Below are 20053 nucleotides of genomic sequence, written 5' to 3'. Positions count from 1 at the left end.
TTTTGAAATTTCGGTCGCAAAATCCAGCGCGGAGTAAAGATCCGCCGTCATCTCATCTTTGTGTTGGGCGCGAATGAATTCTATAGCGCGCCATTTTGCCCCGGAGGGCGCAAGCTCGTCTCCGATTTTAAAATTTGGCGCGTAAAAGCGCTGCTTTAAAAAATCTAAAAATTTTACGTTTTTCGTTACGATGCCGATATTTACGCGAGCGAAGCGGTGAAATTCCCGCCCTAGCCCAGCGGTCGTGTAGAGGGCGAAATCCGCCGTTTTGAGCTTTAGCACCGTGTAGGTGTGGCCGCGCTCGTTCGTTTTGGCGTAGGCGTTTAGAATTTGCGCGTCGTAAAAGGCATAGTTTTTCTCGCGGAATTCTCTGAATTCATAAAATTTAAGACCTAAATTTAGCGATAAAATTCCAAGCAAAATGAGCAGAAAGTATAAAATTTCACGTTTGCGGTAAAAGAGTTGAAGCTTCACGGGCGGTATTTAAGTTCGTGCATACGGTAGAATTTTAAAAGCTCGCACGCGGCGAAATTTTAAAATTCCAAGACCTTATGCCGCACCGTCTCGTAAAAACCGGGCGGCGCGGCATAAAATTTAGCCTTAGCACGAATAATTCGTCGCAAACTCAAACGGCGTAGGGCGCGCCTCGTAAGGCCAAACCTGAGTTTCAAATTTAAAATGCTGATAGGTTTCGATAAAAAGCTCGCTCATTATCGGGCGCAGATACTCATTATCGCGGATCACCGCCTCTAGGCTGCCGCGAAGCGTGTGCGGAAGCTGCTCGATGCCGCGTTCGCGGATCTCATCCAGGTGCAGCTTGAATAAATTCTCATCCATCGGCCCCACCGGCTCGGTTTTGTTTTTAATACCGTCGATTCCCGCCATCAGCATCGCCGCAAATGCTAAATACGGGCATGCAGTGCTATCTGGGAAGCGCATCTCGGCTCGCACCGAGTGCTCGCCGCTGCCGTAAGGGATGCGGATCGAAGCGGAGCGGTTTTGGCTCGAATAAGTTAGAATGGACGGCGCCTCAAAGCCGGGTATCAGGCGCTTGTAGCTGTTGGTGCTCGGGTTCGTAAACGCCGCGACGCTGCGCGCATGCTTTAGCACGCCGCCGATATACCATCTCGCCGCGTCGCTTAAATTTGCGTAGTTGCCCTTTTTGTAAAAGGTATTTTTGCCCTTTTTCCAGATCGATTGATGCACGTGCATTCCGCTGCCGTTATCGCCGTAGAGCGGCTTTGGCATAAAGGTCGCGGTCTTGCCGTTTAGGTGCGCGACCATTTTTACGACATATTTATATTTTTGCACGTTGTCGGCGGCCTCGACGAGAGTGCCGTATTTGACGCCGATCTCGCCTTGGCCTTGCGCTACTTCGTGGTGACAGATGAAGGTCTCAAGCCCGATCTGCTCAAGCACTTTTAGCATCTCGGCGCGTAGATCGACCATCGAATCGACCGGCTGGACGGGGAAATAGCCGCCCTTTACGCCCGGGCGGTGACCGCTGTTAAAGCCGTCTTTGTAGTTTTTGCCGCTGTTCCAATGTCCCTCCTCGGTATCTACCTTAAACATCGCGCAGTTCATATCGTCGATTATCTTTACGTCGTCGAAAACGAAAAACTCATTCTCTGGCCCGAAATAGCAGGTATCTCCAAGACCCGTGGTTTGCAGAAACTGCTCGGCTTTTTTAGCGATCGAGCGCGGGCATTTTTCGTAAAGCTCGTTTTTATAGATATCATAAACGTCGCAGATGACGATGATCGTAACGTCCGCGGTGAACGGATCCAAAAACGCCGTTTGCACGTCGGGCTTTAGCATCATATCGGATTTATCGATCGGCTGCCACGCCGCTACCGAGCTTGCGTCGAATGGAATTCCGTCGGCGAAGTCCTTCGGCAGGCGCTTGTAGTTGTAAGCGACGTGGTGCCAGGTGCCTTTTAGATCGGTAAATCTAAAATCTACGAACTCGACCTCGTTTTCATCGCAAAATTTAAAAAATTCCTTCACGTCATTAACAAATTTTCCCATATTTTTTCCTTTTTTCCGCCCGTATTCGGGCTAAATTTAACGGCGGATTTTAACATTATTTAGTTGAAATTCGACTTTATCTACGCCGTTTTGCGCGCCGCGATTTTTAAAATTTCTCGCCGCCGAAGATTTTGAAATTTTAAAATTTCGCGCCGTCCGCGCCTTTTAAATTTAGCAGAGAGCGGCTGCCGTTAAAATTTACGCCAGCTTTACAAACTCACGCTCGCGATTTTTGAAAACGGCGATCTTATCGTAGCCGAACTCGCGCGCTTTGGCGTAAATTTTATCGTAATTTAGCGCCACTTGAGCTACCGAGTGCGCGTCCGAGCTAAGCGTGATCGGCACGTCCGCATCCGCAAGCACCTCTAAAAGCGCGTCGCTTGGATAAATTTCATTCGCGGGCTTGCGAAGCCCCGCGGAGTTTAGCTCCACGACGATGCCGCTTTTTTTGATCGCATTTATCGCGCCGCCAGCCAAAACTCTGATATCTTTTTTCGGAGTAAATTTAAAAATTTTAATCAGATCCATGTGCCCTAAAATGTCGAATTTGCCGCTTTTGCACAGCGCGCAGATCAGCGCAAAGTATTCGCGATAAACGTCGTCTATGTCGCGCCCGCTCCACTGATCTAAAAATTCCTCGTTATCAAAGCCCCAGTTATTTAAAAAATGCACCGAACCGATGAGATAATCAACCTCGCGCGCGAAAATACGCTCATCCATTAGCTCTTTTTTCGTCATAAAATCGATCTCGTATCCCAGTCGCACGTCGATCCGCCCGCTAAACTCATCCCGCAGATCCCTAATCATCCGCTCGTAAAACTCCATCTGCTCGAAGCTCATTCGGTATTTTTGATCGAAGTTCATCGGCGCGTGATCCGCAAAGCCGAAAATTTCTATGCCTCGTGCGATCGCCGCTTCCAAATACTGTCGCGGCTCGCCGCTAGCGTGGTTGCAAAGATAGGTGTGGTTGTGCAGATCGACCCTCATCGCGCCTCCTTAAATAAAATTTTGGCTAAATTGTAGTAAAATCGCGCTTAAAAAATCACTAGGAATGTATTTGAAAAAACCCGAACTCTTAGCTCCTGCTGGGAATTTAACGAAACTAAAAATCGCCCTAGCTTACGGCGCGGACGCCGTGTATGCAAGCACGGGCTCATTTTCGCTGCGCCAGCGAAGCGCGAAGGAATTTAGCAAGGAAAGCTTCGCGCAGGGCGTCGCGTACGCGCACGAGCGCGGCAAGAAGCTTTATGCGACCGTAAACGGCTTTGCGACCAACGGCCAGCTAGGAAACATCAAAAGGCATCTGGAATTTCTTCGCGATCTGCGCGTAGATGGAATTTTAATCGCCACTTTGGGCGTTGCGAGCCTCGCGCGAGCCGTAGCGCCTGAGATTCCGATTCACATCTCTACTCAGGCTAACGTGCTAAATTATCTGGATGCGCAGGTTTGGGCGGAGCTGGGCGCCGTGCGCATCGTCGCGGCGCGCGAAATGACGCTCAAAGACGCCGTGGAGATTAAGGAAAAACTTCCAAACCTCGAGATCGAAATTTTCGTGCACGGCTCGATGTGTTTCGCATATAGCGGGCGCTGTCTTGTTAGCGCGGTGCAAAGCGGGCGCTTCAGTAACCGCGGAAGCTGCGCGAACGACTGCAGATTTAACTATGAGCTTTACGCGAAAAACCCCGAAACCAGCGCGCTTTTTCGCTTGCAAGAGCGCGAAGGGGAGGGGACTTTCGTAATGAACGCGAAGGATCTTAGCCTCATTTCGCACGTGCAAAAGATCATGCAAACGGGCGCAATCGACAGCTTCAAAATCGAAGGGCGTACCAAGAGCGAATACTACGTCGCATGCGCCACGAACGCCTACCGCGCGGCGATAGACGATGCCGCGAGCGATAAATTTGAGGCCGGCGTTTACGAGCGCGAGATTGCGACGCTTAAAAACCGCGGCTTTAGCGACGGATATTTGATAAAACGCCCGTACGAGCGAGAGGATACGCAAAATTTAGACCGCAGCATCGAGCTTGGTACGCATCAGGTCTGCGCGATCTCGCAGGACGGCGAGTTTATAAGCGTCAAAGATAAAATTTTACCAGGCGTTTCGTATGAAATTTTCGCTCCGCGCGGCTTTAAAATTTGCGCTTGCGATAATGAGATCGGCGAAATTTACGAGCTTGACGGCAAGCCATATTTAAAATTTAAGAGGCTGCAAAGTCGTAGCGGTAAGGAATTTAGCGAGATTCACAGCGGCAATCTGAATGAGATTAAGCTGCCTATGAAGCTTGCAGAGTTTTGCTTTTTAAGAAAGGAGATAGAATGAAATTTGTTTCTATAATAATGGGCTCAAAGAGCGATTACGAGGTGGTTTACGAGGCGGCTAAAATTTTAAACGAATTCGGCGCGGCGTACGAGATGATCGTCTCCTCCGCGCACCGAAGCCCCGCCCGCACGGCAAAATACGTCGCGGACGCCGAGAAAAAGGGCGCGCAGGTTTTCATCTGCGCGGCGGGCATGGCGGCGCATCTTGCTGGAGCGGTCGCTGCGAATACGACCAAGCCGGTGCTAGGCGTCCCGCTCGGCGGTAGCGCGCTTAGCGGCGTAGATGCGCTGTATTCGACCGTGCAGATGCCTGCGGGTATCCCCGTCGCGACGCTTGCGATCGGAAAGGCGGGAGCGAAAAACGCGGCGTATCTGGCGGTGCAAATTTTAGCTCTAAGCGACGAGGTGCTAAGCTCGAAGCTAAAGGCGGATCGTGCCGCAAAAGCGGAGGCGCTGAAAAAGGACTCCGAGCAGATCGAAGTGCTGCTTGAGGGCTAGGCTTTGAAAATTTTAAAATTGCGCGAAGGCTTTGAAATTTGCGGCCTAAAGACTCGCACAAACAACGCAAATGAGATGAGCGGGCGAGGGGTGATCGCAAATTTGTGGGGCGAGTTTTTAAAATTTAACGCTAGCAGAAGCAGCGCCGAGAAAACGAAATTTACGCCGCATATTACGACTACGAAAACGGCGCGCAGGGCGAATACTCCGTGCTAATAGGCACTTGCTCGAAGGAAGGGCACCATCAAGAAAGCCACGACGAAGCTTGCAAATCCGCAAATCAGTGCTGTAAAAATGAGCACGATGAAACCTGCGAAAAATTACGTATCGAAGCGGGCGATTACGCGGTTTTTGATTTTGCAAACGAGCCTACGAGAGCTGGCGAATACTGGACCGGAATTTGGAAATTTTTTGAAAGCTCGAAGCTTCAAAGAGCCTTTAAAACGGACTTTGAAAAGCACTCGGAAGATAAAATTGAAATTTACATATCGATAAAAGGATAAAAATGACGTTTTCACAGATTATTTTGACGCTTCAAAACTACTGGCACGAGCAGGGCTGCTTGCTCGTTCAGCCTTACGATATGCCCGCGGGCGCGGGCACCTATCATCAGGCTACCTTTTTGCGCAGCCTTGGAAGTAAACCTTGGTGCGCGGCATACGTAGCACCCTCGCGTCGCCCCACAGACGGGCGCTACGGCGAAAACCCAAACCGCTTGGGCGCGTATTATCAGTTTCAGGTGATCTTAAAACCGAGCCCGGATAATATCCAAGAACTCTACCTAAAAAGCCTAGAGAAGCTGGGGTTAGATCTTAAAAGCCACGATATCCGCTTCGTAGAAGACAACTGGGAGAGCCCGACGCTAGGAGCCTGGGGGCTTGGCTGGGAGGTTTGGCTAGACGGCATGGAGGTGACGCAGTTTACTTATTTTCAGCAGGTAGGCGGCATCACGTGCGAGCTAATTAGCGGCGAGATCACCTACGGGCTTGAGCGCTTGGCAATGTATCTGCAAAACAAAGACGATGTTTACGACATCGTCTGGGACGACAAGGCGGGGCTAGTAACCTACGGCGACGTGCATAAAAGAGGCGAGTTCGAGTTTAGCAAATACAACTTCGAGCTTGCGGACACCGCGATGCTTTTTAATCAGTTTGAAAACTGCTTCGGCGAGTGCAAAAGCATCCTAAAGCACGGCCTGGCGCTTCCTGCGTATGATTACTGCATGCTCGCGGCGCACACGTTCAACGTCCTTGATGCGCGCGGAGCGATCTCGGTCACGCAGAGACAGGATTATATTTTAAAGATCCGCGATCTTGCCAAAAACTGCGCGCTTTGCTACGCAGATCCGCAAAAATATGTCGCCGAGCTGGACGCCGCAACGTGCAGTGATAAAAAAAGCGGTAAAGACGGCGGCGCGGCGCCCGCTTCCTCCGCGAGCGCAAATTTAAAAAACGCCCACGGCAAGCAAAATTCCGCAAATAAAACAGATAAAAGCGCAGAGTAGGATTTATGAAAACGGGCGAAATTTATGAAATTTTAAACGCCACCGCGCCTTTTTGCGACGCGGAGGCGTGGGATAATAGCAGGCTAATGCTTGGAAACTTGGATGATGAAATTTCAAAAATCTATCTAAGCCTAGACGTTACTAGCGAGCTTGTGCGCGAGGCGGAGGCGGGCTCGCTTTTGGTGGTGCACCACCCGCTGATTTTCAGTCCGCTAAAATCGCTTGATCCGCGGCTCTATCCTGCAAATTTGATCTATGAGATGATCCGCAAAAACATCTCTCTCATCGCGATGCATACGAACTTTGACAAGCACGTTTTAAACGGGTTCGTAGCGCGCGAAATTTTAAAATTTGAAATTACGGATGAGCGGGAATTTTTGGTTTTCATGCGCGCGGATTTGAGCTTTGAGGCTCTGTGCGCGGATATAAAGCGCAAGCTTGGCATCGAGCATCTGCGCGCCGTAAAGACGAAAAATTTCATCCAAAATATTGCGCTTTGCACCGGCAGTGGAAGCGAACTAAATCAAAGCTTGGGCGTGGATTGCTTCATCACGGGCGATATAAAATATCACGCAGCGCTTCAAAATTTAGAAAACGGCGTGAGTTTGATCGACATAAACCATTTTGAAAGTGAGCGCTATTTTGGGCGCGCGCTCGCACCTTTCTTGCAAAAAAGCGAAATTGAAGTTATAATAAGCGAGCAAAAAAATCCATTTACGTATTATTAAAGGAAAAAGATGAACAAATATTTAAGCCAATTGGTAGAGCTTTGCGAATTCGATAAGCAGCTGGACGGATTTAAGCCTAAAATCGAGGCCGCGCAGGAGAAGCTGAGTAAAAAAAGCACTGAAATAAACGGCGCAAAAGAACAGATCGAAACTCTAAATGCGGAGATCGCCGAGCTAAAATCTCAAATTTTACAAGCAAACGCGCAGCTTAGCGCCTTTTCGTCCAAGCTAAAAAGCACGGGCAAAAAAAGCGGCGCGGCAAAAACCGAAAAGGAGATCAAGGCCCTTAGCGTCGAAGAGGACATCGCAAAAGAGCAGCTCGAGGCCACAAACGAGGAGATCGAAAGGCTAGAAAAGATCGTAGCCGCAAAGGAGGCGCTCGTAAAAGAGCAGAGCGAAAAGCAAGAGGCGTTTGAAGCCGAGCTAAAAAGCTTGCAGGAGCAGGTAAGCGCCGAGATGGGCGAGGTTGAGGTCGCTCGCGGCGCGATCTACGCTAAGCGCGATAAACTAATGCAGGCTATGAATCCAAAAACCGTCTCATTCTACGAAAAGATCCGCAAGTGGGCGGGCAATACGGCGGTCTCGCCGGTGCGCAAACAGGCCTGCTACGGCTGCTTTATGCGCATAAGCGACAAGACCTATTCCGCGGTCATCAAAAGCGACGACATCGTAACCTGCCCGTATTGCGGCAGAATTTTATATAAAGAAGCCGAGTGATCTACACCGCCTTGGCGTTTTTGGCGTGGCTTGCAGCTGCGCCTTTTATTTTTATCCTAAGCTTTAAAACAAAATACCGCACGAGCCTGAAGGCGCGATTTTTTCTATACAAAAACCCTAAATTTAGCCCCGCAGCGGTGCACTTTCACGCTTGCAGCTTGGGCGAGGTAAACGCTCTTGCGCCGCTAATTTCTAAATTTGAGAGCGTCGCGCTTAGCACGACCACGCAGACGGGCTTCGGTGCGGCGCGCTCTCTCACGCCGAACTCTCGCTACCTGCCGTTTGAAAACTGGCTTCCGTTTTGGCTTACGGGTAGCCGCGTGCTGGTGATCTTTGAAGCGGAACTGTGGCTAAATTTGATCCGTTCCGCTAAATCGCGCGGAAGCTACGTGATCCTGCTAAATGCGCGCATTAGCGACCGCTCATACGCGAGCTATCTGCGTTTTAAGCTTTATTATCGCAAAGCGTTTGAAAATATCGATCTGGTGCTTGCGCAAAGCGAGCTTGATGCGGCGCGGCTGCGGGAGCTCGGCGCAAAAAATATAAGGGTCGCGGGCAACATAAAAAGCGCGAATATCGCCGTTGCGACGAAAGACTATTCCGCCGCGGTCGCAAATAGCTTCGTGCTTACGATCTCAAACACTCACGAGGGCGAAGAGGAGCTTGTTTTATCGAATTTAAACGATTTTATAAAATTTCGCGGCTCGCAGAGAGCTCTCGAAAAATACCCGCGCGCAGCGGGTGCCCGCGGCGATAAAAGCTTGCCTGGGGCTGAGCTTCGCGGTGAGACGGGCTCACTTGAGCCGGTAAATTTAAACGCAGCTTCTTTGGACGCGGCGAGCTCAAGCGACGCTTCGTCCGCTGTGCCGAATACGGTGCCTTTAAACGGCGCGTCTTTAAATTTTACCGCACCGAATACGGCGACTTTGACTGCCGTGCCGCAAAAGCTAAAAATCATCCTTGCACCGAGACATCCGGAGCGCTTCGAAAAGGTACGTGAAATTTGTGAGATTTGGGCGCGCGAGCATGGGCTTAGCTTTGAGCGGTTTAGCGACGGCGCGGGGCTTGGGAGCGATTTTATCTTGCTTGATGCCTTCGGGGAGCTAGCGAACTTTTATAAAATTTCAAACGTCGTGATCTTGGGCGGCAGTTTTTTGCGCAATATCGGCGGACATAGCCCGATCGAGGCGGCGAGCTTCGGCGTGCCGATCATCAGCGGGCGATTTTTTCATAACCAAAAGGCGCTGTACGCGCTCGTACAAAATATCGCTCTGTGCGAGGCGAACGAAATTTCAAGCGTTTTAAAAGAGCCGCTAAAGGGCACGCAGATAGATAAAATTTGCGATTTGAAAGAGATAGAAAATTTAATCAAGGAAAGAATTTAATGCAAGAAAAAGCCTACAAACTGCTGGCGGCACAGGAAAACATCTCGCACAATGAAGCCAAGGCCCTCATCGACGCGGGGCTTGTAAGCGCGCGCGGCGTAAAGATCGCTCTAGCGCGCGAGATGCTCGGCGAAAATACTAAATTTAGCGTGATGAAGCCTGCAAAACCTACAATCATTTACGAGGATGAGAACGTTTTGGCGGTCAATAAGCCGCCCTTTATGAGTAGCGAAAATTTGGAAAAAATCTACAAATTCGGGCTTCTAAACCGCCTGGATAAGGAAACTAGCGGCGTCGTGCTGCTATATAAGAACGAGGAATTTCGCGAAGCGGCGATTGCGGAGTTTAAAAATTTACGCGTGAGGAAAAGCTACATCGCGATCGTGAAAGGGATCGTGAGCGAAGAGATGAAATTTGACGAGCCGATTTTGACGATAAAGACCCGAAGCGGCGCGTTTTCTAAAATTTCGCCAAACGGCAAGAGCGCATTTAGCGAGGTTTATCCGCTTATGGTAAGCGGCAAAAAATCGCTCGTAAAGGTGCGGATCGAGACGGGCAGGACGCATCAGATCCGCGTGCATCTGGCGAACGCGGGCTATGGCGTAATAGGCGATGAAAAATACGCTAAAAGCCGCGCGAAGCGGATGTTTCTGCACTCGTACGAGACCGAGATTTTGGGGCTGAAATTTAAAGCTCCGCTAGGTACAAGCTTCAACGAATTCGGCTTTGAAATTCCTAAGGATCTCTGATATTCAATGGCTTTTAAGTTAATTTTAGGTAACATCGCAAGTTTAAAAATTTTATAAGGGATCAAAGTGTTTGAGATCATAAGCGAGTCGTTTAAAAACGCGGTCAATAAATTAAAAACAATCGATGACGAAAAAGCTTTAAAAAATGCCTTAGAAACGCTAAAAAAGGCGCTTTTAAAGGCCGATGTGCACCACAAAGTCGTAAAGGATTTTTTGGCGCTCGTCGAAGCCGATCTTCGTATCGGCACGATAGGACAGAAGCCGTTTTTGCAGTCCATCAAGACAAATTTGACTAAAATTTTAACGGCGCCTAGGGGCAGCAGTCAGGGGTTTGTATTTGCCGGCACGCCTCCTACGGTAGCTTTGATGACGGGACTTCAAGGAAGCGGAAAATCCACAAGCACGATAAAACTCGCGAACTATCTGAAACTTCGTAAAAAAAAGGTCTTGGTCGCAGCATGCGACTTGCAGCGCCTAGCCGCGGTTGAACAGCTCCGCCAGCTGTGCGAAGCAAACGAAATCGAGCTATTTTTCATCGAGGGCGAGAGCGATCCGTTAAAAGTTGCAGAAAAAGCGCTAGGCAAGGCTAAGAGTGGGCTTTATGACGTACTGCTCGTAGATACGGCAGGACGTCTTGCAATCGATGAGGCACTAATGGCGCAGCTTGCGGAGATGAAAAAAGCTCTAAATCCGCATGAAATTTTTTACGTAGCGGACGCCATGAGCGGTCAAGACGGCATTAAAACGGCCGCTAAATTTGATGAAATTTTAGGCCTAACGGGCGTGATTTTAAGCAAATTTGACGCAGATACCAAAGGCGGCGTAGCTCTTGGTATCGCGCAGCAGCTTGGCATCCCGCTTCGCTTTATCGGAACCGGCGAGAAGGTGGCCGATTTAGAGGGCTTTATACCCGATAGAATTACAGGTCGCATTATGGGCGAGGGCGATTTAGCGACGTTAGCCGAGAAGACAAGCGCCGTATTCGATGAAAGAGAAGCTAAGGCCTTGAACAAAAAGATCAAAAAGGGCGAGTTTAATTTCAACGATTTCGTAAATCAGCTCGAAAGCGTGAAAAAGCTCGGCAATATGAAAAATTTGATCGGCATGATCCCCGGGCTTTCCAGCATGGCGAATAAGATAAAAGATATCGATTTGGAAAACTCAAAAGAGATACTTCATATCAAAGCGATGATCAGCTCTATGACGCCGAAAGAGCGCGAAAATCCGGATCTGCTAAATAATTCGCGCAAACGCAGACTTGCTGCTGGCGCAGGGCTTTCGCAGGTGGAGGTGAATCGCTTCTTAAAGCAGTTTGCGGGCGCTTCAAAGCTTGCGAAAAAATTTTCGGGCAAGGGCGGCATGCAGGGGCTTGCCTCGATCGCTCAAAGGCAAAATTTACCGAGATAGCCTCTCGGTAGAGTTTGCAGATGTTTAAGTTTTAGCCATCTGCAAGTTCTAAAACTTACAAAAATTTAAGGAGAAAAAATGGCAACAGTTGTTAGGCTTACAAGAATCGGGAGAAAGAAGCAGCCTTTTTACCGCATCGTGGTAACGGATAGCAGGAAAAGACGCGACGGCGGCTTCATCGAGATGATCGGTTTTTATAACCCGCTAAAAGATAGCGATAATATCAAATTCGACGCGGAGCGTTTGGCATACTGGAAGAGTGTAGGCGCGAAGTTAAGCGATAGGGTCGCTCAAATCACAAGCAAATAAAATGGTAGAAAATTTTATAAAAGAATACGCAAAGTTGATCGCCGACTATCCGCAGTCCGTTTCTACGCAAAAGCGGGTCGGTGAAAACTTTACCGAGATCATCGTCTATGCCGACAAGGCCGATACCGGCAAACTCATCGGCAAGGACGGCAAAATGATAAACGCTATAAAAACCGTCATCATCGGCTATAAAGCAAAAGATCCGATCAATTATAAAATTACCGTCAAAGCCAAAGATGCCTGATGATCTTTTAGAGGTCGCGAAGCTCGGTCGGACTATCGGCCTAAAGGGCGCGGTTAAAATTTTCGATCGCAGCGACTTCCCCTCTCAGTTTAAAAAAGGCGCCAAATTTTATCTACGAAACGGCGAAATTTTAGAAATTCTATCCTTTAGCGGCGCAAATTCTAGCGCTATTTTTAAAAATTACGAAAGCGTAGAAGCGGCGGCAAATTTAACCAACCAAATCCTTTACCGAAGCAAAGAGGACACGCGGAAATTTTGCAAATTGCAAAAGGGCGAGTTCTTTTACTTCGATATTATCGGGCTTGAAATTCATGAAGACGGCACGGTTTTAGGGCGCGTAAGGGACATATCGCAGATCGGAAACGGATATCTTTTTGAGGTAGAAACGGATGAAAGCTTAATCTCGCAGGCTTTGCCGAAAGAATTTTTCATCCCCTACGTGGATGCCTATGTGAAAGAAATTTCGCTTAGCGAGCGTAAAATTTTTACGCAAAATGCGCGCGCGATTTTGGAAAACTCATGAATTTTATCTTCGTTTCGCTGTTTGAAAATCTCATCGCGCCGTATTTTGAGGACTCGATTTTAAAGCGTGCAGTCGATAAGAAAATAATCTCGACGCATTTTTTTAACCCGCGAAATTTCACGACAAATCGGTATAAAAAGGTAGATGATTATATGATCGGCGGCGGTGCGGGGCTTTTGATAGGCACGGAGCCGCTTGCTGGGACGATCGAGCAGGTAAGAGCTAAATTTAAAAACGCCAAGTTTATCTACCTCTCGCCCGCCGGTAAAAAATTTAACCAAAACGACGCCAAGCGCCTAAGTGGTGGGGAGAGCTTATGCTTTATCTGTGGGCGCTACGAGGGGATCGATGAACGCATAGTCGAAAGATATGTAAATGAAATTTTTTGTATCGGCGATTTCGTTCTTACCGGCGGCGAGCTCGGCGCGCTTTGTATGTGCGATGCGATAAGCCGCAACATAAAGGGCGTTTTGGGCAACGAAAGTTCGCTCGTCGAAGAAAGCTTTGAAGGCGGAATTTTAGAGGCGCCCGCATTTACAAAGCCTGATGTTTTTGAAAATTTACCTATAGTTTCAGAGTTTTTAAAGGGTAATCACGCTAAAATGCGCAGCTTAAAAAATCAAATGGCGCTATGCAAAACGAGGTTCTTCCGCCCGGATATGTACCGAAAAATCGCCAGAAATAAAGGAAATTTATGAAAAACAAATATATCCAAGCGTTTGAGGACGCTCAGATCACAAGCAAAAGTGTGCCTGATTTCCGTGCCGGCGACACCTTAAAGGTAGCCATCAGGATTAAAGAGGGCGATAAGAGCAGAATTCAAAATTTTGAAGGTACCTGCATTGCGCGCCGCGGAAACGGCGTCAGCGAGACTTTTATCATCCGCAAGATTGGCGCAAATAGCGTTGGCGTGGAGAGAATTTTCCCGATCTACAGCGAGAGTATCGAAAGCATTGAGGTTCTAAGAAAAGGACGCGTTCGCCGCGCGAAGCTATTTTACCTACGCGACAGACGCGGTAAGGCGGCTAAAATCAAAGAGCTTCGAAAATAATCCTTTAAATTTTACACTTCTTAATTCAAAAGAAAGCTCTTTTTATAATGCGCGAGATTTTAAAAAATTTCGCGCAAAATATACTCGCATTGAATCTAAAATTTTACAACTTTTCCATTAAAATTTTTAATTTTAAACTGCCTAAAAATCGTCTTTTTCTATAAAAAAAGATAAAATATATCCTGATTTTATTTGCGTTTAAAAATATTACTATAAAATGCAAATTTTAATTTAGAAAGCTCGCGCTAAATTCGAGAATTCGGCCGAGTAAAATTTATTCAATAAAGAGCGAGATGTGATTTTTTTAGGCATTGACGTAGGATCAACCACTGTTAAAACGGTAGTTTTAAACGAAAAATATGAAATTTTAAGCAAGAGCTACGAGCGGCATTTGGCAAAGCCCAAAGAGCTGGTGCTGGATAAAATTTTGCAAATCCAAAAAACCTACGCAGGCGAGCAATTCAGCATCGCCATAGCGGGTTCGGCGGGCATGGGTATCGCCAAAAATTGCAAAATTCCGTTCGTCCAGGAGGTTTTCGCTACCTCGCTCGGCGTCAAGCGGATGTTTCCAAAGACCGACGTCGTAATCGAGCTGGGCGGCGAGGATGCTAAAATTTTATTTCTCACGGGCGGACTTGAGGAGCGGATGAACGGCTCGTGCGCGGGCGGTACCGGCGCATTTATCGATCAGATGACCAACCTTTTGCATCTAGATATCACAGAGCTTGATCGCCTAAGTTTTGCGGCAAATAAAATTTACCCGATCGCCTCACGCTGCGGCGTGTTTGCCAAAAGCGACATTCAGCCGCTACTAAATCAGGGCGTTAGAAAAGAGGATATTTGCGCTAGTATCTACGCCGCGGTCGTCGAGCAGACGATCTCGGGGCTTGCGCAGGGTCGCGAAGTTAAGGGTAATATCCTGTTTCTGGGCGGTCCGTTGTTTTTCCTAAAAGGTCTTCAGGCGCGCTTTAAAGAGGTGCTAAAGCTCACCGACGAAACTGCGACCTTCCCCGACATTGCGCCTTACTTCGTGGCTTACGGTAGCGCTCTGTACGCAAAAGATACGGGCGAGACGTTAAATTTAGATGAGACGATCGCGCTTTTAAAAAAGGAGCCCGACAGGACCGCGCTGGAAGCCGAGCCGCCGCTTTTCAAAGACAGAGCGGAATTCGACGAGTTCACCGCTCGCCACGCCCGCGCGAGCGTGCCTAAGGTGGATATCCACACCTACAGCGGAGATGCGTATTTGGGCGTGGATTGTGGCAGCACTACGATCAAAGTCGTGCTGATAGGCGAAAACTACGAACTATTGTATAAATTTTACTCCTCCAATAAAGGCGATCCGGTCGACATCCTGTTGCCGCGACTTAAGGAGTTATACGATCTTTGTGAGGGTCGCATCAAGATCAAGGGCAGCGGCGTTACCGGATATGGCGAGGATCTCATTAAGACCGCCTTTCGCTTCGATTACGGTATTGTCGAGACGATCGCGCATTACAGCGCCGCGCGCCACTTCAATCCGAAGGTAGATTTTATCATCGACATCGGCGGGCAGGACATTAAGTGTTTCTCCATTAAAGATGGCAATATTGATTCTATCGTGCTAAATGAAGCGTGTAGCTCGGGCTGCGGCTCGTTTTTGCAGACTTTTTCAAATTCTTTGGGTTACGACATTAAAGATTTTGCAAGCTTAGCCCTTTTTGCGACCCATCCTGCCAAGCTCGGTAGCCGCTGCACGGTTTTTATGAACTCTTCGGTTAAGCAGGCTCAAAAGGACGGCGCTACGATCGAGGATATCAGCGCTGGACTTGCTATTAGCGTCATAAAAAATGCGATTTACAAGGTCATCCGCGTGCGAAACGCCGACGATTTGGGTCAAAACATCGTAGTGCAGGGCGGTACCTTTTTAAACAACGCTGTGCTACGAGCTTTTGAAAAAGAGCTCGGCAAGGATGTGATCCGTCTAGATATCAGCGAGCTTATGGGTGCATACGGCGCGGCGCTTTTTGCTAAAAATAACGCAAACGAGCGTACCGATATGATCAGTCGCGCCGAGCTTGAAAACTTTACCCACCGCAGCGAATTTAGCGTCTGCAAGCTCTGTACGAACAAATGCCCACTTACGATCAGCTACTTCGGCGATACTAAATTCGTCTCGGGAAATAAGTGCGAGCGCGGCGCGGGCAAGGAGATCCGCCACGACATTACGAATTTATTTGAGTTTAAAAACGAGCTTTTGCGAAAATATCGCAAGCCACCGAAGCAGGATGCGCCGCGAGTTGGAATTCCGTTTGTTTTGAATATGTTTGAGATGATCCCGTTTTGGAGTGCGTTTTTTGAAAATTTAGGTATGAGCCTCGTGCTGTCACAAAAGCCGCGAAAAGAGACGCTGTTTTTGGCAAGCCAAAGCATTCCGAGCGATACCGTCTGCTACCCGGCTAAAAGCGTACACGGTCACATCTACGATCTTTTAAACAAGGATGTGGATTTCATCTTTTATCCGTGTATGAGCTACAGCCTGGATGAAAATATCAGCGAGAACTGCTACAACTGCCCCGTAGTCGCATACTACCCAGAACTGATACGCGCGAATGTAGGCGCGCTGGAGGAGAAAAAATTCCTCTACCCACACGTGGATCTTAACATGCAAGATTCATTTTGTAAAACGATGCAGGCTGAGCTCGCGGATGCCGGGTATAAATTTCATTCCGACGCTGTAAAAAACGCCGTCTTGCAAGGCCTTAAGGAGTTGCAAAACTATAAAAATACTGTTTTAATAAAAGGCGAGGAGACCCTAAAAGAGATACAAAGTAGCGGTGCCAGCGCCATTGTGCTAGCGGGTCGTCCGTATCATATCGACAAGACGATCAACCACGGTATCGATCGCTATCTAAATTCCTTGGGCTTTATAGTGCTTAGCGAGGACGCGCTGCCGCTTAGCAGGGTGCAGACGAAAAGCCTTAATCAATGGACCTACCACGCCAGGCTTTATAGCGCGGCGCGGTTCATCTGTAAATACCCGCGCATGCAGCTGGTGCAGCTAGTCAGCTTCGGCTGCGGGATCGATGCGATCACGGGCGACGAGGTGCGCGACATACTGCGTCAAAACGGTAAAATTTACACTCAACTTAAAATCGACGAGGTTACGAACCTAGGTGCGGTCAAGATCCGCCTGCGTAGCCTAAAAGCGACCATGATAGAGCGCGAGAGGCAAGGCGCGCAACAAGAAGCAAGAAAGGATGCGCGCTAATGTTTGCTAAATTTACAAAAGATATGAAAGCCACCCACACGATATTGATCCCTACGATGATCGATCCGCATTTTCGCTTTATGCAAGGCGTGCTGCGCGACGAGGGCTATAAGAGCGTCTTGCTCGGCGAAAATCGCCAAAATATCGTCGAGGAAGGGCTTCGCAGCGTCCACAACGATATGTGCTACCCCGCGCTGCTCGTCATCGGGCAGTTTATCGACGCGCTAAAAAGCGGCGAGTTCGATACGCACAAAGTAGCGCTTCTCATCAGCCAAACGGGCGGCGGCTGCAGAGCGAGCAACTACATAAATTTGCTTCGTAAAGCGCTTGAGGACAGCGGCTTTAGCTACGTCCCCGCGATCTCGTTAAATTTTGGATCGCTAGATGAGAATGAATTTAGCCTCGGCAAAAAATCGCTTCTAAAGCTCTTTGCCGCGATATTTTACGGCGATTTGATGATGGGGCTGTATAATCAGTGCAAGCCCTACGAAAAGATCAAAAACCAAACGAATGAAATTTACGAATTCTGCGCCGAGCGGATCAAAAATTTGACCGATCAAAGATCGTTTTTCAATCTCAAGAAAAATTTCAAATTTATCCTCTCGCAGTTCGCTAAAATCGAGCGCGACGATAAGCCGCGGATAAAAGTAGGCATCGTGGGCGAAATTTATCTCAAATACTCGCCCATCGGCAACAACGGCCTAAACGCCTATCTCATACGCGAAAACGCTGAGCCCGTAAATACGGGGCTGATGGACTTCGTGCTTACCTGCATCTACGATGCGGTTTACGACAAGCAACTCTACGGAAAGGGCGGCGCGGCGTATTACGGCTCGCTCGCGGTCGCTAAGGTAGTGGAATTTTTCCAGCGCATGATGATTAAGCAGATGAAGCGCTTCGGCTTTCGCGCGCCGAGCCCATTTAGCGAGGTTCGCGCCGCCGCCGACGGCTACATCGGTCACGGCGTGAAGATGGGCGAGGGCTGGCTGCTGACGGCGGAGATGGTCGAGTTCATGCGCCACGGCATACAAAACGTCGTGTGCGCGCAGCCCTTTGGCTGCCTGCCAAACCACATCATCGCGCGCGGAATGATCCGAAAGATCAAGCAGAACTACCCGCAAGCAAACATCGCCGCTATCGACTACGACCCGGGCGCAAGCGCGGTAAATCAAGAAAACCGCATAAAGCTGATGCTTGCTAACGCAAATAGAAAGTAGCGCGCCGCAATCCATGATGATAGGTGGTTTTGCCTATATGCTGTGATCAGATACAAAATTTTATTTAAAAATTAAGTTGGAATGCAATAAAATACTATTTAAAAATTTAAGGAGCAACTATGTTTGATTTAAAAATTTATAGAGGAATAATAGATAATCTAAGAACAAATTTAGAAACGAATGTTAGTGGTAGCGTAAGGAATGGTAAGGGTGGTGTATCTACTTCTAATATGTATAGCTCGACTTTTAGGATAGATGGTAGGCAATTTATTCTGAAAATTCAAAACGATACTTTATCACAAGGCGATGAAATGGTGGTATGTGTAAATGGGAATAAAGTAATCAATTATAAAAATTTAACTACGAATGAAATGGGAGGTTTATCAAGATTATTTTGGTCTGCCATAAGAACTGTTTGTAATATTGCAGCATTTATTCCATTTTTTATAGCTTTGCTTTGCATTGAGGAAACTCGTTCAGGATTGGGGTATACAATGATTGTTATCGTCGTTATTTCAAGCTTGCTTTCTGCATATTTTATAAATAAATATGTTTCGATGCAGCAGCGTGCTATTAAAATGTTAAAACAATATTTGCAAGAGAATGATTTATAGATTTAAATTACTAATATGGTTAAATTAAGGCGAATTGAGCTAATAAAAATTACATTATTTGTATAAAAATATTGCTTTTGGGGCATAGCAAATAGGATAAAGGCTAGAAACAAGTAAAATTTCATCGAAATCTAATGTAAATCCGCGTGAAATTCTACGCGCCGCCGCCATAGAATTCCATCACACAATCCCATTTTGCCACGTCATAAAATTCCACTTTCGTTAAGGCAAAATTTAATACAATCCGTCTTTAATTTTACAAAGGAAGTTTATGAAATTTTGGATTTATGGCGTGGTTTTGGCGCTATGCTGTGGGATTTTTAGCGGATGCGCGAGTAAGAATTTGCCGGGCTACATGCAAGGGCGCGAGCATATCATCGCGATGAGCGCGGCGTCCGGCGGTCAGCTGCGTATGAGTGGTGAGATTTACGATTACGTATTTGATGCAAATCTTAGTGCCGTGCGAGCCAAGGTTGCGAGTCTGGCGTCGCTGAATAAAGACGCGATAAGGCGCAACGTAAGCATGCTCACGATCGACAGATACAACGAGGGCAGCGATGCCGCATATATCCAACACGAAATCGAGCTCGTAAAATATGATCTGCCGCTATCCGTGCAGGCTAAGCTGATGGATGATCCAGAGCAGCTGGAGCCCGCGTATAGCTCTACGTTTCGCTACTCTTATCTGATCGAAGGCAAATATTTTAAGCGCCTAAAAGATCACGACGAGCTGCGCAGATCGCACCGCCTAAGCGTGCCGATCGAGTACCCTGCGCGTATAGCGGTCGATAGCGGGATCAAAAGCGAGCGCGATGCGAAAATGGATACCGACATACAAGGACTCATCGTAATGCCGCTAATGATGCCGGTGCTGCTTTTAGGCAGTATCCTCGGAGGCTAAAAATCTGCTGAATCACGGAAGTGAAATTTTATTGATTTAAATTCTAAAGTAGTGGCGGACAGAGAGGGATTTGAACCCTCGAGCCCCGGTTAGAAGCTGCACCCTTAGCAGGGGTGTGGTTTCGGCCACTCACCCATCTGTCCACAAAAAGAAATCGCATTATACATAACTAATCTAATAATGGGCTTAAATTAGCTCAGTCCGCGGAATTTATCGCCGCGCGGATATTTTAAGCTGGTGGCACAAAGAGATATAACGAGTAAAAACATTCGGCGGAGATAATTTATACTTGCTTACACAACTTCTGCGAAACTTTAAAACTTTTTAAAGTATGTGCGAGCAGAAATTTTGCGTCCATGCGTTATTTTGCGGTGAAATTTTAAAATTTTAAATTCAGTCGGGCGCGAATTTTAAAATCTGGCTTACAAGCAAAATTTAAAAACCCCGTGTAAGCGCAAAATTTTAGGATTTAGGGTTTTACGATCTGCGCAACTATGAGATTTTAAGCATAGTTAAGCTTTAAAATTTTGAAAATTTTAAAATATAAAAATTTCAATAATTTTGGTTGCGAGGATTTTAAAATTTGGAATTTTAAAAAATTCCAAATTT

The 20053-nt window shown here is 47.6% G+C and carries 20 protein-coding genes, 1 tRNA gene and 2 pseudogenes; 19 read left to right on the top strand and 4 right to left on the bottom strand.

The window, feature by feature from the left end:
- The 3 genes and pseudogenes from Q0274_RS11065 to Q0274_RS11055 form a co-directional block, all read right to left on the bottom strand.
- A pseudogene (locus Q0274_RS11065) lies at positions 1-474 on the bottom strand (ComEC/Rec2 family competence protein); the annotation flags it as partial.
- Positions 475-600: 126 nt separating this feature from the next.
- A complete protein-coding gene (glnA, locus tag Q0274_RS11060; RefSeq protein WP_297881244.1) occupies positions 601-2028 on the bottom strand; it encodes a type I glutamate--ammonia ligase in 1428 nt (475 codons plus the stop codon).
- Positions 2029-2226: 198 nt separating this feature from the next.
- A complete protein-coding gene (locus tag Q0274_RS11055) occupies positions 2227-3015 on the bottom strand; it encodes a histidinol-phosphatase (RefSeq protein WP_298029701.1) in 789 nt (262 codons plus the stop codon).
- A gap of 70 nt (positions 3016-3085) precedes the next feature.
- On the opposite strand from Q0274_RS11055, the gene Q0274_RS11050 reads away from it, so the two are divergent.
- The 19 genes and pseudogenes from Q0274_RS11050 (at position 3086) to Q0274_RS10960 (ending at position 19444) form a co-directional block, all read left to right on the top strand.
- On the top strand, positions 3086-4348 hold the full coding sequence (locus tag Q0274_RS11050) for a peptidase U32 family protein (RefSeq protein ID WP_298029699.1): 1263 nt from the start codon (positions 3086-3088) through the stop codon (positions 4346-4348).
- Positions 4345-4845: a 5-(carboxyamino)imidazole ribonucleotide mutase gene (gene purE, locus Q0274_RS11045; protein WP_298029697.1), complete on the top strand. Its 501-nt coding sequence runs from the start codon at positions 4345-4347 to the stop codon at positions 4843-4845. The genes Q0274_RS11050 and purE overlap by 4 nt, the downstream gene beginning before the upstream one ends.
- Before the next feature lie 3 nt (positions 4846-4848).
- The gene (locus Q0274_RS11040) at positions 4849-5061 is read left to right on the top strand and encodes a hypothetical protein (protein ID WP_298029695.1); all 213 of its coding nucleotides are present in this window, start codon (positions 4849-4851) and stop codon (positions 5059-5061) included.
- A complete protein-coding gene (locus Q0274_RS11035) occupies positions 5004-5348 on the top strand; it encodes a GyrI-like domain-containing protein (protein ID WP_298029703.1) in 345 nt (114 codons plus the stop codon). The genes Q0274_RS11040 and Q0274_RS11035 overlap by 58 nt, the downstream gene beginning before the upstream one ends.
- A 2-nt stretch (positions 5349-5350) precedes the next feature.
- Positions 5351-6187 (top strand): annotated as a pseudogene (gene glyQ, locus Q0274_RS11030) (glycine--tRNA ligase subunit alpha); the annotation flags it as partial.
- Between the two features lie 167 nt (positions 6188-6354).
- A complete protein-coding gene (locus Q0274_RS11025) occupies positions 6355-7077 on the top strand; it encodes a Nif3-like dinuclear metal center hexameric protein (protein ID WP_298029693.1) in 723 nt (240 codons plus the stop codon).
- Between the two features lie 9 nt (positions 7078-7086).
- Positions 7087-7794 (top strand): zinc ribbon domain-containing protein, encoded by a 708-nt coding sequence (locus Q0274_RS11020; protein WP_177388624.1) that lies wholly within the window; start codon positions 7087-7089, stop codon positions 7792-7794.
- A complete protein-coding gene (locus Q0274_RS11015) occupies positions 7791-9179 on the top strand; it encodes a glycosyltransferase N-terminal domain-containing protein (RefSeq protein WP_298029691.1) in 1389 nt (462 codons plus the stop codon). The genes Q0274_RS11020 and Q0274_RS11015 overlap by 4 nt, the downstream gene beginning before the upstream one ends.
- A complete protein-coding gene (locus tag Q0274_RS11010; protein WP_298029689.1) occupies positions 9179-9928 on the top strand; it encodes an RNA pseudouridine synthase in 750 nt (249 codons plus the stop codon). Before Q0274_RS11015 ends, Q0274_RS11010 begins: the two co-directional genes overlap by 1 nt.
- Before the next feature lie 66 nt (positions 9929-9994).
- Positions 9995-11335, top strand: coding sequence for a signal recognition particle protein (gene ffh, locus Q0274_RS11005; protein WP_298029687.1), 1341 nt, complete (start codon positions 9995-9997; stop codon positions 11333-11335).
- A gap of 78 nt (positions 11336-11413) precedes the next feature.
- Complete coding sequence (gene rpsP / locus Q0274_RS11000; RefSeq protein ID WP_298029686.1) at positions 11414-11644, top strand: 30S ribosomal protein S16; 231 nt, start codon at positions 11414-11416, stop codon at positions 11642-11644.
- Position 11645: 1 nt separating this feature from the next.
- Entirely contained in the window at positions 11646-11888 is a 243-nt protein-coding gene (locus Q0274_RS10995) for a KH domain-containing protein (RefSeq protein WP_005873158.1), read from the top strand.
- Complete coding sequence (gene rimM / locus Q0274_RS10990; RefSeq protein ID WP_298029684.1) at positions 11881-12411, top strand: ribosome maturation factor RimM; 531 nt, start codon at positions 11881-11883, stop codon at positions 12409-12411. The genes Q0274_RS10995 and rimM overlap by 8 nt, the downstream gene beginning before the upstream one ends.
- Positions 12408-13109 carry a tRNA (guanosine(37)-N1)-methyltransferase TrmD gene (trmD, locus tag Q0274_RS10985; RefSeq protein WP_298029682.1) on the top strand — a complete coding sequence of 234 codons (702 nt, stop codon included), beginning with the start codon at positions 12408-12410 and terminating at the stop codon, positions 13107-13109. Before rimM ends, trmD begins: the two co-directional genes overlap by 4 nt.
- Positions 13106-13462: a 50S ribosomal protein L19 gene (gene rplS, locus Q0274_RS10980; RefSeq protein ID WP_005873155.1), complete on the top strand. Its 357-nt coding sequence runs from the start codon at positions 13106-13108 to the stop codon at positions 13460-13462. The genes trmD and rplS overlap by 4 nt, the downstream gene beginning before the upstream one ends.
- A 295-nt stretch (positions 13463-13757) precedes the next feature.
- Positions 13758-16712, top strand: a complete 2955-nt coding sequence (locus Q0274_RS10975) for an acyl-CoA dehydratase activase (RefSeq protein WP_298029680.1) — start codon at positions 13758-13760, stop codon at positions 16710-16712.
- Positions 16712-17929 (top strand): 2-hydroxyacyl-CoA dehydratase, encoded by a 1218-nt coding sequence (locus Q0274_RS10970; protein WP_298029678.1) that lies wholly within the window; start codon positions 16712-16714, stop codon positions 17927-17929. Before Q0274_RS10975 ends, Q0274_RS10970 begins: the two co-directional genes overlap by 1 nt.
- A gap of 119 nt (positions 17930-18048) precedes the next feature.
- A complete protein-coding gene (locus tag Q0274_RS10965; RefSeq protein WP_297994335.1) occupies positions 18049-18543 on the top strand; it encodes a hypothetical protein in 495 nt (164 codons plus the stop codon).
- A gap of 271 nt (positions 18544-18814) precedes the next feature.
- Entirely contained in the window at positions 18815-19444 is a 630-nt protein-coding gene (locus tag Q0274_RS10960; protein WP_298029676.1) for a hypothetical protein, read from the top strand.
- 52 nt (positions 19445-19496) lie between these two features.
- Here Q0274_RS10960 and Q0274_RS10955 read toward each other — a convergent pair.
- Positions 19497-19587, bottom strand: a tRNA-Ser gene (locus Q0274_RS10955).
- Positions 19588-20053: the final 466 nt, after the last annotated feature.

It is taken from the genome of uncultured Campylobacter sp. (assembly GCF_937973075.1).
Lineage (GTDB): Bacteria > Campylobacterota > Campylobacteria > Campylobacterales > Campylobacteraceae > Campylobacter_B.
Note: the sequence above shows the minus strand (reverse complement) of the source record. Positions and strands in the feature narration are given on the sequence as shown.

Excerpts from the sequence above, each read along its gene's own strand:
- rplS (WP_005873155.1), top strand. The coding sequence starts at position 13,106 with ATGAAAAACAAATATATCCAAGCGTTTGAGGACGCTCAGATCACAAGC.
- trmD (WP_298029682.1), top strand. The coding sequence starts at position 12,408 with ATGAATTTTATCTTCGTTTCGCTGTTTGAAAATCTCATCGCGCCGTAT.
- purE (WP_298029697.1), top strand. The coding sequence starts at position 4,345 with ATGAAATTTGTTTCTATAATAATGGGCTCAAAGAGCGATTACGAGGTG.
- rimM (WP_298029684.1), top strand. The coding sequence starts at position 11,881 with ATGCCTGATGATCTTTTAGAGGTCGCGAAGCTCGGTCGGACTATCGGC.
- Q0274_RS11055 (WP_298029701.1), bottom strand. The coding sequence starts at position 3,015 with ATGAGGGTCGATCTGCACAACCACACCTATCTTTGCAACCACGCTAGC.
- Q0274_RS10960 (WP_298029676.1), top strand. The coding sequence starts at position 18,815 with ATGAAATTTTGGATTTATGGCGTGGTTTTGGCGCTATGCTGTGGGATT.
- Q0274_RS10995 (WP_005873158.1), top strand. The coding sequence starts at position 11,646 with ATGGTAGAAAATTTTATAAAAGAATACGCAAAGTTGATCGCCGACTAT.
- glnA (WP_297881244.1), bottom strand. The coding sequence starts at position 2,028 with ATGGGAAAATTTGTTAATGACGTGAAGGAATTTTTTAAATTTTGCGAT.
- rpsP (WP_298029686.1), top strand. The coding sequence starts at position 11,414 with ATGGCAACAGTTGTTAGGCTTACAAGAATCGGGAGAAAGAAGCAGCCT.
- Q0274_RS11020 (WP_177388624.1), top strand. The coding sequence starts at position 7,087 with ATGAACAAATATTTAAGCCAATTGGTAGAGCTTTGCGAATTCGATAAG.
- Q0274_RS10970 (WP_298029678.1), top strand. The coding sequence starts at position 16,712 with ATGTTTGCTAAATTTACAAAAGATATGAAAGCCACCCACACGATATTG.
- Q0274_RS10965 (WP_297994335.1), top strand. The coding sequence starts at position 18,049 with ATGTTTGATTTAAAAATTTATAGAGGAATAATAGATAATCTAAGAACA.
- Q0274_RS11025 (WP_298029693.1), top strand. The coding sequence starts at position 6,355 with ATGAAAACGGGCGAAATTTATGAAATTTTAAACGCCACCGCGCCTTTT.
- Q0274_RS11010 (WP_298029689.1), top strand. The coding sequence starts at position 9,179 with ATGCAAGAAAAAGCCTACAAACTGCTGGCGGCACAGGAAAACATCTCG.